General features: G+C 63.4%; 13 protein-coding genes and 1 tRNA gene. 9 read left to right on the top strand and 5 right to left on the bottom strand.

The genetic code is table 11. The features are described 5' to 3' along the window. Positions 1-143: 143 nt before the first annotated feature. Both QCE58_RS10980 and QCE58_RS10975 read left to right on the top strand, forming a co-directional pair. A complete protein-coding gene (locus QCE58_RS10980) occupies positions 144-971 on the top strand; it encodes a hypothetical protein (RefSeq protein WP_008342060.1) in 828 nt (275 codons plus the stop codon). Positions 972-1,022: 51 nt separating this feature from the next. Then, a complete protein-coding gene (locus QCE58_RS10975) occupies positions 1,023-1,496 on the top strand; it encodes a DUF2214 family protein (protein WP_008342057.1) in 474 nt (157 codons plus the stop codon). A 93-nt stretch (positions 1,497-1,589) separates the two neighbouring features. Here the strand turns inward: QCE58_RS10975 and QCE58_RS10970 are convergent. The 4 genes from QCE58_RS10970 to QCE58_RS10955 form a co-directional block, all read right to left on the bottom strand. Then, positions 1,590-1,664: transfer RNA gene (locus QCE58_RS10970), tRNA-Val, on the bottom strand. A 69-nt stretch (positions 1,665-1,733) separates the two neighbouring features. After that, positions 1,734-2,471: a DNA polymerase III subunit epsilon gene (gene dnaQ / locus QCE58_RS10965; protein WP_008342055.1), complete on the bottom strand. Its 738-nt coding sequence runs from the start codon at positions 2,469-2,471 to the stop codon at positions 1,734-1,736. A gap of 19 nt (positions 2,472-2,490) precedes the next feature. Further along, positions 2,491-2,952 (bottom strand): ribonuclease HI, encoded by a 462-nt coding sequence (gene rnhA, locus QCE58_RS10960; protein ID WP_008342054.1) that lies wholly within the window; start codon positions 2,950-2,952, stop codon positions 2,491-2,493. Continuing rightward, positions 2,952-3,785 carry a class I SAM-dependent methyltransferase gene (locus QCE58_RS10955; protein WP_008342053.1) on the bottom strand — a complete coding sequence of 278 codons (834 nt, stop codon included), beginning with the start codon at positions 3,783-3,785 and terminating at the stop codon, positions 2,952-2,954. The genes rnhA and QCE58_RS10955 overlap by 1 nt, the downstream gene beginning before the upstream one ends. A gap of 18 nt (positions 3,786-3,803) precedes the next feature. Here QCE58_RS10955 and gloB point away from each other — a divergent pair, with 18 nt between their 5' ends. The 7 genes from gloB to QCE58_RS10920 all read left to right on the top strand — a co-directional run bounded on the left by gloB (position 3,804) and on the right by QCE58_RS10920 (position 13,700). Then, the gene (gene gloB, locus QCE58_RS10950; protein WP_250440003.1) at positions 3,804-4,655 is read left to right on the top strand and encodes a hydroxyacylglutathione hydrolase; all 852 of its coding nucleotides are present in this window, start codon (positions 3,804-3,806) and stop codon (positions 4,653-4,655) included. Positions 4,656-4,819: 164 nt separating this feature from the next. Beyond that, a complete protein-coding gene (locus QCE58_RS10945) occupies positions 4,820-6,466 on the top strand; it encodes a transglycosylase SLT domain-containing protein (RefSeq protein WP_250521228.1) in 1,647 nt (548 codons plus the stop codon). Positions 6,467-6,562: 96 nt separating this feature from the next. Next, positions 6,563-7,825: an MFS transporter gene (locus QCE58_RS10940; RefSeq protein ID WP_409014101.1), complete on the top strand. Its 1,263-nt coding sequence runs from the start codon at positions 6,563-6,565 to the stop codon at positions 7,823-7,825. A 338-nt stretch (positions 7,826-8,163) separates the two neighbouring features. After that, a complete protein-coding gene (carA, locus tag QCE58_RS10935; RefSeq protein ID WP_175980372.1) occupies positions 8,164-9,306 on the top strand; it encodes a glutamine-hydrolyzing carbamoyl-phosphate synthase small subunit in 1,143 nt (380 codons plus the stop codon). A 33-nt stretch (positions 9,307-9,339) separates the two neighbouring features. Further along, entirely contained in the window at positions 9,340-12,594 is a 3,255-nt protein-coding gene (gene carB / locus QCE58_RS10930) for a carbamoyl-phosphate synthase large subunit (RefSeq protein WP_250521226.1), read from the top strand. Between the two features lie 114 nt (positions 12,595-12,708). Next, entirely contained in the window at positions 12,709-13,185 is a 477-nt protein-coding gene (gene greA, locus QCE58_RS10925) for a transcription elongation factor GreA (RefSeq protein ID WP_008342047.1), read from the top strand. After that, a complete protein-coding gene (locus QCE58_RS10920) occupies positions 13,185-13,700 on the top strand; it encodes a DUF4149 domain-containing protein (RefSeq protein ID WP_008342046.1) in 516 nt (171 codons plus the stop codon). The genes greA and QCE58_RS10920 overlap by 1 nt, the downstream gene beginning before the upstream one ends. Before the next feature lie 56 nt (positions 13,701-13,756). On the opposite strand, the gene QCE58_RS10915 is transcribed toward QCE58_RS10920, so the two are convergent. Then, positions 13,757-14,293 (bottom strand): YhbY family RNA-binding protein, encoded by a 537-nt coding sequence (locus QCE58_RS10915; protein WP_175980371.1) that lies wholly within the window; start codon positions 14,291-14,293, stop codon positions 13,757-13,759. Positions 14,294-14,463 lie beyond the last annotated feature (170 nt).

The raw sequence follows: 14,463 nt of genomic DNA, 5'->3' as shown, positions 1-14,463 counted from the left end.
AATAGCACATTCAGGCATGCCTTTCGCGCGACAGACCGCGCTGCGGATGTGAAACCTCTGACGACATCCGTAATCTCCCTATAATGACCGGGCTTCGCGATGCGCGGAGCGGCATGCATCGCACGTGGACAGGAGCGTTTCTTTTGGCGAGACCCAAGCAAATCAGCGCGAACCCGGCGCCGGGCGCCGGCACTGTGTTCGCATTGCGCGCCATCGGGCTGGTGCTCGCGGCGCGCTGGGCGTTCTCGATGTCCGAGATGGGCTATCTGTCCTCGCTGCGCGCGATGACGTCGTCGCCGTGGGCGTGCGTGAACCTCGTCCTGATCTTTCTTCTGATCGTGCTGCCGGGCGCGAAGGCGCGCACGGAGCGGCCGCTGCATCCGCTGCCGCAATGGCTGCGGCAGGCGTTGCGCTTCATTGCGCTGCTGGCTTTCGGCTTCGCGATGTTTTCCGTCGGTGCGTTCGTCTGGAGTTCCGGATGGCGGCGCTTCACGCAGGCGCTCGCCGAGACCAACGGCTGGCTGCTCGTCGGGCCGGCGCTTTATGCCATCGTCATGTGGATCTGCCGTCCGCGCGCGCTCTGGCGCACGAATATCGCGGCGCGGCGCTTCGCGATCGGGCGCTATGCGCTCTCGCTCGATCCCGTCACGCGTACCGCCGTCGTATGGGCGGAAAGCCGCAAGCTCGGCCAGTACGACGCGCGCGAGCTGTCGGTGAAATGGCCGGAGCCGGCGGAGACGTCGCCGTCGACGAGCATGCTCGCGCCGGCGACCGAGCCCGCCGCGCCTGCTATCCGCGCGAGCGGGGAAGTGCGGCACGGCCTGTTCGCGCGCCGGCCGAAAGTCGAATTGTTGTGGGACTCGCCGGCCGCGGCCGGGCACAATCGCACCACCGTGTTCCGCGCGCCGCTCGCGAGCGAAGGCGACCGCAACGCGGCGCGCGCGCTCGATGCGACGCTGCGTCAGGTCTGATCTAGCCGAAATTGCCGTACACGTCGTTCCTGTCTCTTCAGGGAGGAAAGGATGCTGATACGTTGGTTGCTGGCCGCGCTTCATCTTCTTGCTTTCGGTTTCGCGCTCGGCTCGGTGCTCGCGCGCGCCCGCGCGTTGCGGCGTCTCGATCCCGCGGAATCCATTCAGGCGAACGCACTGCGCCTGCGTGACGTCTTTCGTTCGGATTCCGTGTGGGGCGTCACGGCGATCGTGCTGATCGTCACGGGCGTGACGCGCGCGTTCGGCGGATTCGAAAAGGGCGGCGCGTTCTATCTGCACGAGCCGCTTTTCCATCTGAAGATGACGGCGCTCGTCGTGATTCTGCTGATCGAAGTCTCACCGATGCTCGCGCTGATCCGCTGGCGCATCGCGCTCGCGCAGGGCGGGCCGATCGATCTCACGCGGGCGCGACGCTTCGCATGGCTGAGCGATCTCGAAGCCGGACTCGTCATGTTGATGGTGATCGCCGCGAGCGGCATGGCGCGCGGCGTGTGGGCGTCGTGATGCCCGTTTCACCGGCTGAAAATGAAAAAGGCCCAAGTCGTGAGACTTGAGCCTTTTGATCTTCGGTGCTTGTCTTTACCAACACCAGAATTCTGGTGGGTAGTACTGGGATCGAACCAGTGACCCCTGCCGTGTGAAGGCAGTGCTCTACCGCTGAGCTAACCACCCGAAGAGAGACGAGATTATGTCAGGCGTTTTTGATTTCGTCTAGTGCTTCGTTAAGCAAATTCGAAAAAATTACGCAGGAACGGCTTCCCCTTCGGCGGGAGCCGGTTCCGTGCGCCAGACGCTCGTGCCTTTCATCGCCTTGTCGAGATCGCTCAGCAGGGCTTCGTGCGCGGCGAGTTCGTCGGCGCTCGCGGCGATCACCGGCAGATCGAGATCGTCGAACGCGATGCGCGACGTCGAAACGGAGCCCGACGCGGGCTGATCGCCGAGCATGTCGATGACGAGGCTTTCCTGGCCGCGCGTCATCGCGAGATAGACCTCGGCGAGCAGCTCCGAGTCGAGCAGCGCGCCATGCAGCGTGCGATGCGCGTTGCTGATGCCGAAACGATCGCACAGCGCATCCAGCGAGTTGCGCTTGCCGGGGAACATCTGCTTGGCTTGCGCGAGCGAGTCGATCACGCCCGCGCACGTCTCGGCGATTTTCGGCAGCCCGAGCAGCGCGAATTCCATATCGAGAAAGCCGACGTCGAAGGGCGCGTTGTGGATGATCAACTCCGCGCCCGCGATGAAGTCGCGAAGTTGCGCGGCGATCTCCGCGAACTTCGGCTTGTCGCTCAGGAATTCGGTGGTGAGGCCGTGCACGGCGAGCGCGCCGGGATCGCTGTCGCGCTCCGGGTTCACGTAGAGGTGCAGGTTGTTGCCCGTCAGCCGGCGGTTGACCAGCTCGACGCAGCCGATTTCGATGATCCGGTCGCCCGTCCTCGCGTTCAGGCCGGTGGTTTCGGTGTCCAGTATCAGTTGGCGCATAAGTTGGCGTGCGTTTCGTTCAGTTGTCCGCAAGCGATGTCACGCCGCGATTGGCGAGCGCATCGGCGCGTTCGTTTTCGGGATGTCCGGCGTGGCCCTTGACCCAGCGCCATTCGATCTCATGCCGCGCGACGAGTTCGTCGAGGCGCTTCCAGAGATCGGCGTTCTTGACGGGCGTCTTCGCGGCCGTCATCCAGTTCTTTTTCTTCCAGCCGTGAATCCATTCGCTGATGCCTTTCTGCACGTATTGCGAATCGGTGTGGATGATCGCGTGACACGGACGTTTCAACGCCTCGAGCGCGGAGATCACGGCCATCAGTTCCATGCGGTTGTTGGTGGTCGCGGCTTCGCCGCCGAACAGCTCCTTTTCCAGCGAGCCGAAACGCAGCAGCGCGCCCCAGCCGCCGGGTCCCGGATTGCCTTTGCAGGCGCCGTCCGTGTAGATGTCGATTACCTTGTTCGATGCGGATTCTTGAGTCATCAATGCTCTTTGCGAGTCTCGTTGCGCGTGTGCGGAGCGGCGACCGGAGCGAGGCCAGGCGCGAGCGCGGGTTTTTTGAGCTTGCGCGGACCGATGACGCGCATGCCGCGCACGCGTTTGACCGCCGTGATCATGTACGCCGCGCCGAAGATGGGCCACCAGCGATCGCCGGCGGCTTCCATGAATTGATAGCGTTGCAGCCATTTGTCCGTGACAAGCGGCGGACGATAGCAGCCGAAGCGCCCGCGTTCAAGGTCGAATCCGAGCAGCTTGATCCAGTCCTTGATGCGCGTGAACGCGATCATCTCGTGCGCCGATGGCACGAACGGCCGTCCCGCGACCTTGCCGAGCGACTGCCGCGCGCCCCACAAACTCAGCGAATTGAAGCCGAGGATGATCAACTGGCCTTCGGGCACCAGCACGCGCTCGGCTTCGCGCAGCAGGCGGTGCGGATCGGGCGAGAATTCGAGTGTGTGCGGCAGCACGAGCAAATCGACGCTCTGCGCTTCGAAAGGCAGGTCGAGCAGATCGCACCACACGGTGCTGCGGCCGTCGGGCGCGCTCGCCGCGGGAAGCGCGCTCACGCCGGGCGTCGTCGCGCGCGGCGGCGTGTACGGTGCGCTCGATGCGCTTTCGGCGTCGAGCACGAGCGCGCGCCCGGTCATGCGATTTTCGCGCAGCGCGTCGAGCTGCGGCATGCCGAGCTGCAGCGCGTGATAGCCGAAGATGTCGGACACGACGTGATCGAGCTGCGCCTGCTCCCATTCGAGCACGTAGCGCCCGGGCGCCGAGCTCGTCCAGGTGGGCCAGTCTATAATCGATCGGTCAGACATGTTCGGATTGCCGCATAGATGATCGCCATGAATTCGCTTGCCAAGAAATCGCCTGCCCAGGATGCACTCGATGCACTCGAATACGTGCCGGTCCCGGCATTCGAGGACAACTACATCTGGCTCGTGTCGGACTCGCGCGATGCGGTCGTGATCGACCCCGGCGACGCCGCGCCCGTCGAGGCCTATCTGGCCAAACGTGGTTGGCGGCTGACCGCTATTTTACTCACGCACCATCACCACGACCACGTCGGCGGCGTGAAAGCACTCATCGATAGCCGAACGGCAGAGGGTGGGATTCCCGTCTACGGCCCGGCTGGCGAGCGCATCGAGCATCTGACGCAGCGCGTCACCGGCGGCGACAGGGTGCGCATCGACAAGCCGGCGCTCGAACTCTCCGTGATCGACGTGCCGGGTCACACGGCCGGACACATCGCCTATTTCCAGGCGGGCGATCCGAACGGCACGCCGCATCTTTTCTGCGGCGACACGCTCTTCGCGAGCGGCTGCGGCCGTCTTTTCGAAGGCACGCCGCAGCAGATGCTCAGTTCGCTCGACGCGCTCGCCGCGCTGCCGGACAACACCCAGGTTCACTGCGCGCACGAGTACACGCTGTCGAACATCAAGTTCGCACGCGCGTGCGAGCCGGACAACACCGCGCTGCTGCGCTGGAGCGAGGACGCGCAGGCGTTGCGCGCCGCCGGCAAGCCGACTTTGCCGACGACCATCGGCCACGAAAAAACGGTGAATCCGTTCCTGCGTGCGGACGTCCCGGCGATCCACGCAACGCTTGCGTCGCAATTCGGCGCGCCCGTTTCGGACCGGCTCGAAGCGTTTCGAATGATGCGCGGCTGGAAGGATAAGTTCCGCTAACCCGAACCTATTTGGGGCTAACTTCAACCGAAACGTTGGAATCGACGTTAGATGCAGGATTTTGCAGGGGTTTTGCGCGCATTCTTATTGACGTCTTAAGTGCTGTTCCGTACTATCGGCTGCAAATTTCCAAGCATCATCTTTTGGAAGCAGAGACGTTCTCCATGCGACTAGCCCTTAGCGCGCTGTCCGTCCTGATGCTCGCCGCGTGCGCGAGCCAAGGACCTACGGCGTCAGATCCAATTACAGCAACAGCCAACTCCAACGCTTCGCCGCAACAAGTCGCCGACACGATTCGCCGCACCGCAGCAGCCAAGGAAACCATTAACGTCGACAAGACGCCCGTGACTTCGCTCGCGGGTTCGTCCGATCTCTGGAACCGCATCCGCGGCGGCTTCCAGATTCCCGATCTGCAAAGCGACCTCGTCGACATGCAGGTCAACTGGTACGTGCAACGCCCGGATTACGTCGAGCGCATGACCACGCGCTCGCAGAAGTATCTGTATCACATCGTCGAGGAACTCGAGCAGCGGCATATGCCGACCGAGCTCGCGCTCCTGCCGTTCATCGAATCGGCATACAGCCCGCAGGCGCTATCGGTCGCGAAGGCCGCGGGCATGTGGCAGTTCATGCCGGGCACCGGCCGCGATTACAACCTCAAGCAGAACATGTGGCAGGACGAGCGCCGCGACGTGCTCGCGTCGACGTCTGCCGCGCTCGACTACCTTTCGCGTCTGCACGACATGTTCGGCGACTGGCATCTCGCGCTCGCCGCATACAACTGGGGCGAGGGCAACGTGCAGCGCGCGATCGCGCGCAACGAAGCGGCGGGCTTGCCGACCGACTACGAAAGCCTGCGCATGCCCAACGAGACGCGCAACTACGTGCCGAAGCTGCAGGCCGTGAAGAACATCGTGAGCAATCCGCAGATGTACGGTCTCACGTTGCCGGACATCCCGAATCACCCGTATTTCGTGACGGTCACGACCGCGCGCGACATCGACGTGACGATGGCCGCGAAGCTTGCCGGCATGAGCGTGGAAGAATTTCGCTCGCTGAATCCGTCGTTCTCGAAGCCGGTGATTCTCGGCGCGACCAATCCGCAGATTCTGCTGCCGTTCGATAACGCTGCGTCGTTTCAGCGCAATCTTTCGTCGTACTCGGGCGCGCTGTCGTCGTGGACGACGTACACCGTCACCGAGCGCGCCCGTCCGGCGGCGATCGCCGAAAAAATCGGCGTGGACGCTGACACGCTGATGTCCGTCAACCGCATTCCGGCGGGCATGCGCCTGAAGCCGGGCTCGACGATCGTCGTGCCCCGCACCGACGATGACGACGAAGACATCAGCGCCGACGTCGCGGCCAATGCGATGCTCGCAATCGAGCGCGACGTGCCCGACACGCGCCGGCTCGTCATCCGCGTGCGCCGCAAGCAGTCGATCGGCACGCTGGCAGACCGCTACAACGTTTCGCCGGCACAGTTGCGCGCATGGAACCGCACGCGCGGAGACATGTTCATGCCGGGGCAGGTGGTCGTGCTGCATGTGCCGTATGGCCGACCGGTTCCGGCCGAGCCGGGTCCGGCGCGTGTGGAGACGGTGGCGGCGTCGAGCCGTTCATCGGGCGGCGTGTCGAAGATCGGCACGCGCGTACCTGAGCCGAAGACATCGCGCGGCGGCAAGACGAGTGCCCATACGTCGGGGAAGGTGACGAAGGTGTCGTCTTCTTCGGCATCGCATGCAGCAAAGCCTGCTGCCGCGGCCAAGACCGCGAAGCCGGCTGCCACGTCGAAGAGCAGCAAGAAGAAATAACGCACGCGGTTTTGCCGGCGCGATAACCCACGCCGTCACCAAGGTGACGGCGTGTTCTTTTGCGGACGCCGCTAAACTGTCGATCCGAAAGAATCGATGAAGCGTCCGTTTCATATGTCGTCCACCGTTCGTCTCCGCGTTTTCATCCTCTTTGCCGCCGGCTACTTCGTCTCGTACGTGTTCCGCGGCGTCAATCTCGGCTTCGCGCCGCTCATCACGCACGAACTCGGCTTGTCGGCCGCCGATCTCGGCCTGCTGACGGCGCTGTACTTCATCGGCTTCGCTGCCGCGCAGATTCCTGTCGGCGTACTGCTCGATCACTTCGGGCCGGCGCGTGTGACGGCCGGCATGCTCGTGTTCGCCGCGGCGGGCATTGGCGTGTTTGGGGCATCGAATAGCCTGGCAGGGCTGATGGCCGGGCGCCTGCTCATCGGCGTGGGCGTGTCGGTGTGTCTGGCGGCGGCGTTCAAGGCGTCGGCGCAGCATTTCCCGATCTGGCGCCTGCCGCTCATCAACGGCTTCACGATGGCCGTCGGCGGATTGGGCGGCGTCGTCGTCGGATCGCCGCTGTCGGCGCTGCTCCAATTCGCAACGTGGCGTCAGGTGTGCTTCGGGCTCGCGGTGTTCACGCTCGTCGTCGCGGCGGCGATTGCGCTCTTCGCGCCGCGCAAGGCGGATACGCATCATCAGGCGGACATCGTCACGCAGTTCAAGGGCACGTGGCACATCATGAGAAGCGCCGCGTTCTGGAAGATCGCGTCGTTTCCGGTCGTCACGCAGGGCGTCTTCTTCGCGATGCAGTCGCTCTGGATCCGTCCCTATCTCATCGACGTGATGAATCTCACGCCCGCGCATTCGTCCGCGATCGTCTCCGTGCTCGGTTTCGCGATGATGTTCGGCTCGGTGGGCTTCGGCGCGGCGGCGCGCAGTCTGGAGCGGCGCGGCGTGTCGGTGTACGCGTTCTGCGGCGCGGGCATGGTGCTTTTCGTCGCCACGCAGTTGCTGATGGTGCTGCGCGTGCCGCTGCCGCCCGCGACGCTCATCGCCGCGTATGGCGTGTTCGGCGGCACGGGCATCCTGAGTTATGCGGTCGCGGCGAAGTATTTCCCGTCGCACATGGCGGGGCGCGTGAATACGACGCTCACGCTCGTCATCTTCCTGCTGATCTTCGGCTTCCAGGTCGGGGTCGGCACTATGTTGTCGCTTTGGCCTGCGGAAGCGGGGCGCTATCCGGCATCGGCGCATATTTCGGTGTGGGCTACGCTGATTGCGCTGCAAGTGGCGAGCGCGATCTGGTACATGTTGCCGGGCCGCGCGCTGCACGAACGCGAGGCGGAAGTGGAAAACGCGGCGTCGTGATCGGGGCGGCGGGAGGCAAGCAGAGCGCTCCCAAATTTGGCAGATGTGTCAATTTAACGCTATAATTCGAAGGTTTGAGCACATCAACCCGCACCCTAGCGCCTACCTCCCACACACCGTCGTTCGCTGCGCCAGTCGGCGCGCGCCGCACGCCGCCAGTCGCCTGCTTCGTCACTGCGTTTGCCCCATGCAAGCGAGCTGAACCGAACCGCGACGCGCGCCTCGCGAGCCGCCGCCACACTGCGCGAAGGAAACCCCTCGTTCTTCGAGCGACGGGAAGCCAAGCCTGAATTTCGGACAGACAGGTCGGTAACAGGGTGTTCCCCAAGGAGCTTCCCGTGTTGCCGTCATTTTCCCCCGCACTTCTCGCACTTGCCGACGGCACGGTCTTTCGTGGTCAATCGATCGGCGCGCCCGGTTCGACGATCGGCGAAGTGGTGTTCAACACCGCCATCACCGGTTATCAGGAAATCCTGACCGATCCGAGCTATGCCCGCCAGATCGTCACGCTGACCTATCCGCACATCGGCAACTACGGCGTGAACGCCGAAGACGTCGAAGCCACCAAAGTCCATGCCGCCGGCCTCATCATTCGCGACCTGCCGGTGCTCGCATCCAACTTCCGTTCCGAGCAGACGCTCTCCGACTATCTCAAGGCGCAAGGCGTCGTCGCGATCGCCGGCATCGACACGCGCAAGCTCACGCGTATCCTGCGCGAGAAGGGCGCGCAGAACGGCTGCATTCTCGCCGGTTCCGATGACGAAGCGAAAGCGCTCGAGCTCGCACGCTCGTTCCCGGGCCTCGCGGGCATGGACCTCGCGAAGGTCGTGTCGACGGACCAGCCCTACGAATGGACGCAGACCGAATGGCGTCTGGGCAGCGGCTACGGCAAGCAGGAAGCGCCGAAGTTTCGCGTCGTCGCGTTCGACTATGGCGTGAAGTACAACATCCTGCGCATGCTGGCGGAGCGCGGTTGCCACGTGACCGTGCTGCCCGCGCAATCGACCGCCGCCGATGCGCTCGCGCTCAATCCGGACGGCATCTTCCTGTCGAACGGCCCCGGCGATCCGGAGCCGTGCGATTACGCCATCGCGGCCACCAGGGAATTCATCGAGCGCGGCATTCCGACGTTCGGCATCTGCCTCGGCCATCAGATCATGGGTCTCGCCGTCGGCGCGAAGACGATGAAGATGAAGACCGGCCACCACGGCGCGAACCATCCGGTGAAGGACATGGACGACGGCCGCGTGGTCATCACGTCGCAGAACCACGGTTTCGCGGTCGATGCGTCGACGCTGCCCGCCAACGCGAAAGTCACGCACGTCTCGCTCTTCGACGGCACGCTGCAAGGCTTCGCGCTCACCGACAAGCCCGCCTTCTGCTTCCAGGGCCATCCGGAAGCGTCGCCCGGCCCGCACGACATCGCGTATCTGTTCGACCGCTTCATCAAGCTGATGGAAGCACAGAAGGTCGCAGCCTAAGAACAGAACATCGCAAATATACAGAGCACAGTTATGCCGAAGCGCACAGACATCAAGAGCATCCTCATCATCGGCGCGGGTCCGATCATCATCGGCCAGGCGTGCGAGTTCGATTATTCGGGCGCGCAAGCATGCAAGGCGCTGCGTGAGGAAGGCTACAAGGTCATCCTCGTCAACAGCAATCCGGCGACGATCATGACGGATCCGAACACGGCCGACGTCACGTATATCGAGCCGATTTCGTGGGAAGTGGTCGAACGCATCATCGCGAAAGAGCGCCCGGACGCGATCCTGCCGACCATGGGCGGACAGACCGCGCTCAACTGCGCGCTCGACCTGTTCCATCACGGCGTGCTGGAAAAGTACAAGGTCGAGCTGATCGGTGCGTCGCCGGAAGCGATCGACAAGGCGGAAGACCGCCAGAAGTTCAAGGACGCGATGACGAAGATCGGCCTCGGTTCGGCCAAGTCGGGCATCGCGCATTCGATGGAAGAAGCGCTCTCCGTGCAGCAGCAGATCGCCGAAGCGACCGGCAGCGGCGGCTATCCGACCGTGATTCGTCCGTCGTTCACGCTGGGCGGCTCGGGCGGCGGCATCGCGTACAACAAGGAAGAGTTCGAAGAGATTTGCCGTCGCGGTCTCGATCTCTCGCCGACGCGCGAACTGCTCATCGAAGAATCGCTGCTCGGCTGGAAAGAGTACGAGATGGAAGTCGTCCGCGATAAAAAGGACAACTGCATCATCGTCTGCTCGATCGAAAACCTCGACCCGATGGGCGTGCACACCGGCGATTCCATCACCGTCGCGCCGGCGCAGACGCTCACCGACAAAGAGTATCAAGTGCTGCGCAACGCGTCGCTCGCGGTGCTGCGCGAGATCGGGGTCGATACCGGCGGCTCGAACGTGCAGTTCGCGATCAACCCGAAGGACGGCCGCATGGTCGTCATCGAAATGAATCCGCGCGTGTCGCGTTCGTCGGCGCTGGCATCGAAGGCAACGGGATTCCCGATCGCCAAGGTCGCCGCGAAGCTCGCGTGCGGCTACACGCTCGACGAACTCAAGAACGAAATCACCGGCGGACAAACGCCCGCATCGTTCGAACCGACGATCGATTATGTCGTGACGAAGGTGCCGCGCTTCGCGTTCGAGAAATTCCGCGAAGCCGATTCGCGCCTGACCACGCAGATGAAGTCCGTCGGCGAAGTCATGGCAATGGGCCGCACGTTCCAGGAATCGTTCCAGAAGGCGTTGCGCGGTCTGGAAGTCGGCGTCGACGGTCTCGATGAGAAGACCACGAGCCGCGACGAAGTCATCCGCGAAATTGGCGAGCCGGGTCCGGACCGCATCTGGTATCTCGGCGACGCGTTCCGTCTCGGCCTGACGATGGAAGAAATCTTCGAAGAGACGTCGATCGATCCGTGGTTCCTCGCGCAGATCGAACAGATCATCCTCAAGGAAAAGGCGCTCGAAGGCCGCACGCTCGCGAGCCTCACGCGTGACGAACTGCTGTATCTGAAGAAGAGCGGCTTCTCGGACCGGCGTCTGGCGAAGCTGACCGGTTCGACGCAAGCAGACGTGCGCAAGAAGCGTCACGAAATGAAGGTGCGCCCGGTGTACAAGCGCGTCGACACGTGCGCGGCCGAGTTCGCGACGAAGACCGCCTACATGTACTCGACGTACGAAGAAGAGTGCGAAGCGAATCCGACCGACAAGAAGAAGATCATGGTGCTGGGCGGCGGCCCGAACCGGATCGGGCAGGGCATCGAGTTCGACTACTGCTGCGTGCATGCCGCGCTCGCCATGCGCGAGGACGGCTATGAAACCATCATGGTCAACTGCAATCCGGAGACGGTGTCCACCGACTACGACACGTCCGACCGTCTGTACTTCGAATCGCTGACGCTCGAAGACGTGCTCGAAATCGTCGATCTGGAAAAGCCGGTCGGCGTGATCGTGCAGTACGGCGGCCAGACGCCGCTCAAGCTCGCGCTCGATCTGGAAGCGAACGGCGTGCCGATCATCGGCACGTCGCCGGACATGATCGACGCCGCCGAAGACCGCGAGCGCTTCCAGAAGCTGCTCAAGGATCTCGATCTGCGTCAGCCGCCGAATCGCACCGCTCGCGCCGAAGACGAAGCGCTGAAGCTCGCGGAGGAAATCGGTTATCCGCTGGTCGTGCGTCCGTCGTACGTGCTCGGCGGCCGCGCGATGGAAATCGTCCACGAGCCGCGCGACCTCGAGCGCTACATGCGCGAAGCCGTGAAGGTGTCGAACGATTCGCCGGTGCTGCTCGACCGCTTCCTGAACGACGCGATCGAATGCGACGTCGACTGCATCTCCGATGGCGACGACGTGTTCATCGGCGGCGTGATGGAGCACATCGAACAGGCGGGCGTGCACTCGGGCGACTCGGCTTGCTCGCTGCCGCCGTATTCGCTGTCGCAGGAAACCGTCGACGAACTGAAGCGGCAAACCGCCGCAATGGCGAAGGCACTGAACGTCATCGGCCTGATGAACGTGCAGTTCGCGATTCAGCAAGTCCCGCAAGACGACGGCTCCAAGAAGGACATCATCTACGTGCTGGAAGTGAATCCGCGCGCATCGCGCACGGTGCCGTACGTGTCGAAGGCAACCGGTTTGCCGCTCGCCAAGATCGCCGCTCGCGCGATGGTCGGCCAGAAGCTCAAGGCACAAGGCGTGACGAAGGAAGTCATTCCGCCGTACTTCAGCGTGAAGGAAGCGGTGTTCCCGTTCGTGAAGTTTCCGGCGGTCGATCCGGTGCTCGGACCCGAAATGCGCTCGACCGGCGAAGTGATGGGCGTGGGCCGCACGTTCGGCGAGGCGCTCTTCAAGTCGCAGCTCGCGGCGGGCTCGCGTCTGCCGGAATCGGGCACGGTGCTTTTGACCGTGATGGACGCCGACAAGCCGAAGGCCGTCGAAGTCGCGCAGATGCTGCACGAGCTCGGCTATCCGATCGTCGCGACCAAGGGCACGGCCGCGGCCATCGCGGCGGCAGGCGTGCCGGTGAAGGTCGTCAACAAGGTGAAAGACGGCCGTCCGCACATCGTCGACATGATCAAGAACGGCGAGATCGCGCTCGTCTTCACGACCGTCGACGAAACGCGCGCCGCCATCGCCGATTCGCGCTCGATCCGCATGAGCGCGCAGGCCAACAAGGTCACGTACTACACGACGATGTCGGGAGCGCGCGCGGCGGTCGAAGGGTTGAGGTATCTCCGAGATTTGGAAGTCTATGATTTACAAGGCTTGCATGCTCGCCTAAACTAAGGCTTCGATTACTGGTCTAAGTATCACGAGCCGCGGTTAAGCGGCGTCTCCTGCTCTGTGGGAGATGCGCTTAACCGCGGTAATTTTTTTGACGAAATTGTTTGTGAGTGGTCTATGAGCACGATTCCTTTGACGAAGCGCGGCGCGGAGTTGCTGCGCGACGAATTGCAACGCCTGAAGGCCGTGGAGCGTCCGGCGGTCATCAACGCGATCGCGGAGGCGCGCGCGCAAGGCGACTTGTCGGAAAACGCGGAATACGACGCCGCGAAGGAAAAGCAGGGGTTCATCGAGGGCCGCATCGCGGAAATCGAGTCGAAGCTGGCCGCCGCGCAAGTGATCGATCCGACGCAGGTCGAGGCGGAAGGTCGCGTGGTGTTCGGCGCGACCGTCGAACTCGAGGACCTGGAATCGGGCGACATGGTGACGTATCAGATCGTCGGCGATGACGAAGCCGACATCGATCACGGCCTCATCTCCGTGAGCTCGCCGATCGCGCGCGCACTGATCGCGAAGTCGGAAGGCGACGTGGCATCGGTGCAGGCGCCGAGCGGCGCACGCGAATACGAGATCATCGCGGTTCGCTACGTCTGATGGAGCACCGGCTCTTTCGCACCATCAGCATGGTCTGGGTCGGCAGTCTGCTGACCCTCGGCCTGGTCGCTGCGCCCGTGCTCTTTTCGATGCTCGACCGCACGTCGGCGGGCTCGGTGGCGGCGCAGCTCTTCCGCATCGAGGCGATCATCGGCGTGATCAGCGCGCTGGTGCTGATCCTCATCGGCAATCGCTTCGTGAAAAGCGGCATCGTCGATTACAAACGCGTGCGGTGGATCGTCGCGGTGATGCTCGTGTGCGTGCTGGTCGGCTATTTCGCCTTGCAGCCGTTCATGAACTCGCTGCGAATGGCGGCGCAGGAAGCGGGCACCGATCTCGCGAGCTCGCCGTATGCGAAGGAGTTCGGCATTCTGCACGGCCTATCCAGCGCGATCTATCTGATCGAATGCCTGTTCGGCATTGCGCTGGTGTGGCGCTTGCCGGGCGCGGCGCCCGTCAAGATCGTGCCGAAGGGGAAATCCGCCAAGGTGGCGGCGAAAAGAGCGCGAAGCTGAATCGCGCTTGCTCAGGACGGCGCGTGCGTTTCATTGGAAATGCACGCGCCGTTCGATCATTTGACCGTCTGATGCTGGCGCTTCGAGCTGGTCTGACGTTTCTTCGCGCGCTTCACGTTGCCGCCGGCGGTCACACGTTCGTTGCCCAGTACCTTCAGCGTCTGCTTTTTGGGTTTCTTGAACGCGGGCGCATCGCGGGTGATTTTCACTGCCTTCACCGTGCGCGGCGCGCGGCCCTTCGTCTCGCGTTCGGCGGCTTCGCCTGCGCTCGGAGGCATCGTGCTGCGCGTGCGGGTGGCGCGGGTTTTCGGAGCGGCGCCTTCGGGCCTCCAGATCACGAGCAGCTTGCCGATATGCTGAATAGGCGCGGCGTTCAGGCGATCGCAGATTTCGTCGTAGATTTCGACGCGTGCTTCGCGTTCGTCGCCGAATACGCGGACCTTGATGAGCTGATGCGCTTCCAGGTGGACGTTGATTTCCTTCAGCACGGCATCGGTCAGACCCTCCGCGCCGACGAGCACGACGGGCTTGAGCGCATGGGCCTGGGAGCGCAGATCGGCGCGTTCGGCGGGGGAGAGTTTAAGAGCTGGCATGAGAAATTTCGGACTCGACTAAAATGTGGGCGGCGTGAGGTAGATTCGCGAGGCGGTTTGAACACGCTGCAGCGAAAGCGCACGGCTTCGTGCCGGATCTTCGGCGCATCGGTCGCGCCATCGCCCACCAGAAACAGAACAGGCCGGATGCACGGGTTTTCGGAGCGCGA

This window comes from Caballeronia sp. LZ028, assembly GCF_031451415.1.
Classification (GTDB): domain Bacteria; phylum Pseudomonadota; class Gammaproteobacteria; order Burkholderiales; family Burkholderiaceae; genus Caballeronia; species Caballeronia zhejiangensis.
This window is presented reverse-complemented; position numbering and strand designations above follow the sequence as displayed.

Excerpts from the sequence above, each read along its gene's own strand:
- QCE58_RS10940 (WP_409014101.1), top strand. The coding sequence starts at position 6,563 with ATGAAGCGTCCGTTTCATATGTCGTCCACCGTTCGTCTCCGCGTTTTC.
- QCE58_RS10945 (WP_250521228.1), top strand. The coding sequence starts at position 4,820 with ATGCGACTAGCCCTTAGCGCGCTGTCCGTCCTGATGCTCGCCGCGTGC.
- QCE58_RS10915 (WP_175980371.1), bottom strand. The coding sequence starts at position 14,293 with ATGCCAGCTCTTAAACTCTCCCCCGCCGAACGCGCCGATCTGCGCTCC.
- dnaQ (WP_008342055.1), bottom strand. The coding sequence starts at position 2,471 with ATGCGCCAACTGATACTGGACACCGAAACCACCGGCCTGAACGCGAGG.
- rnhA (WP_008342054.1), bottom strand. The coding sequence starts at position 2,952 with ATGACTCAAGAATCCGCATCGAACAAGGTAATCGACATCTACACGGAC.
- QCE58_RS10955 (WP_008342053.1), bottom strand. The coding sequence starts at position 3,785 with ATGTCTGACCGATCGATTATAGACTGGCCCACCTGGACGAGCTCGGCG.
- QCE58_RS10920 (WP_008342046.1), top strand. The coding sequence starts at position 13,185 with ATGGAGCACCGGCTCTTTCGCACCATCAGCATGGTCTGGGTCGGCAGT.
- gloB (WP_250440003.1), top strand. The coding sequence starts at position 3,804 with ATGATCGCCATGAATTCGCTTGCCAAGAAATCGCCTGCCCAGGATGCA.
- carB (WP_250521226.1), top strand. The coding sequence starts at position 9,340 with ATGCCGAAGCGCACAGACATCAAGAGCATCCTCATCATCGGCGCGGGT.
- greA (WP_008342047.1), top strand. The coding sequence starts at position 12,709 with ATGAGCACGATTCCTTTGACGAAGCGCGGCGCGGAGTTGCTGCGCGAC.
- QCE58_RS10975 (WP_008342057.1), top strand. The coding sequence starts at position 1,023 with ATGCTGATACGTTGGTTGCTGGCCGCGCTTCATCTTCTTGCTTTCGGT.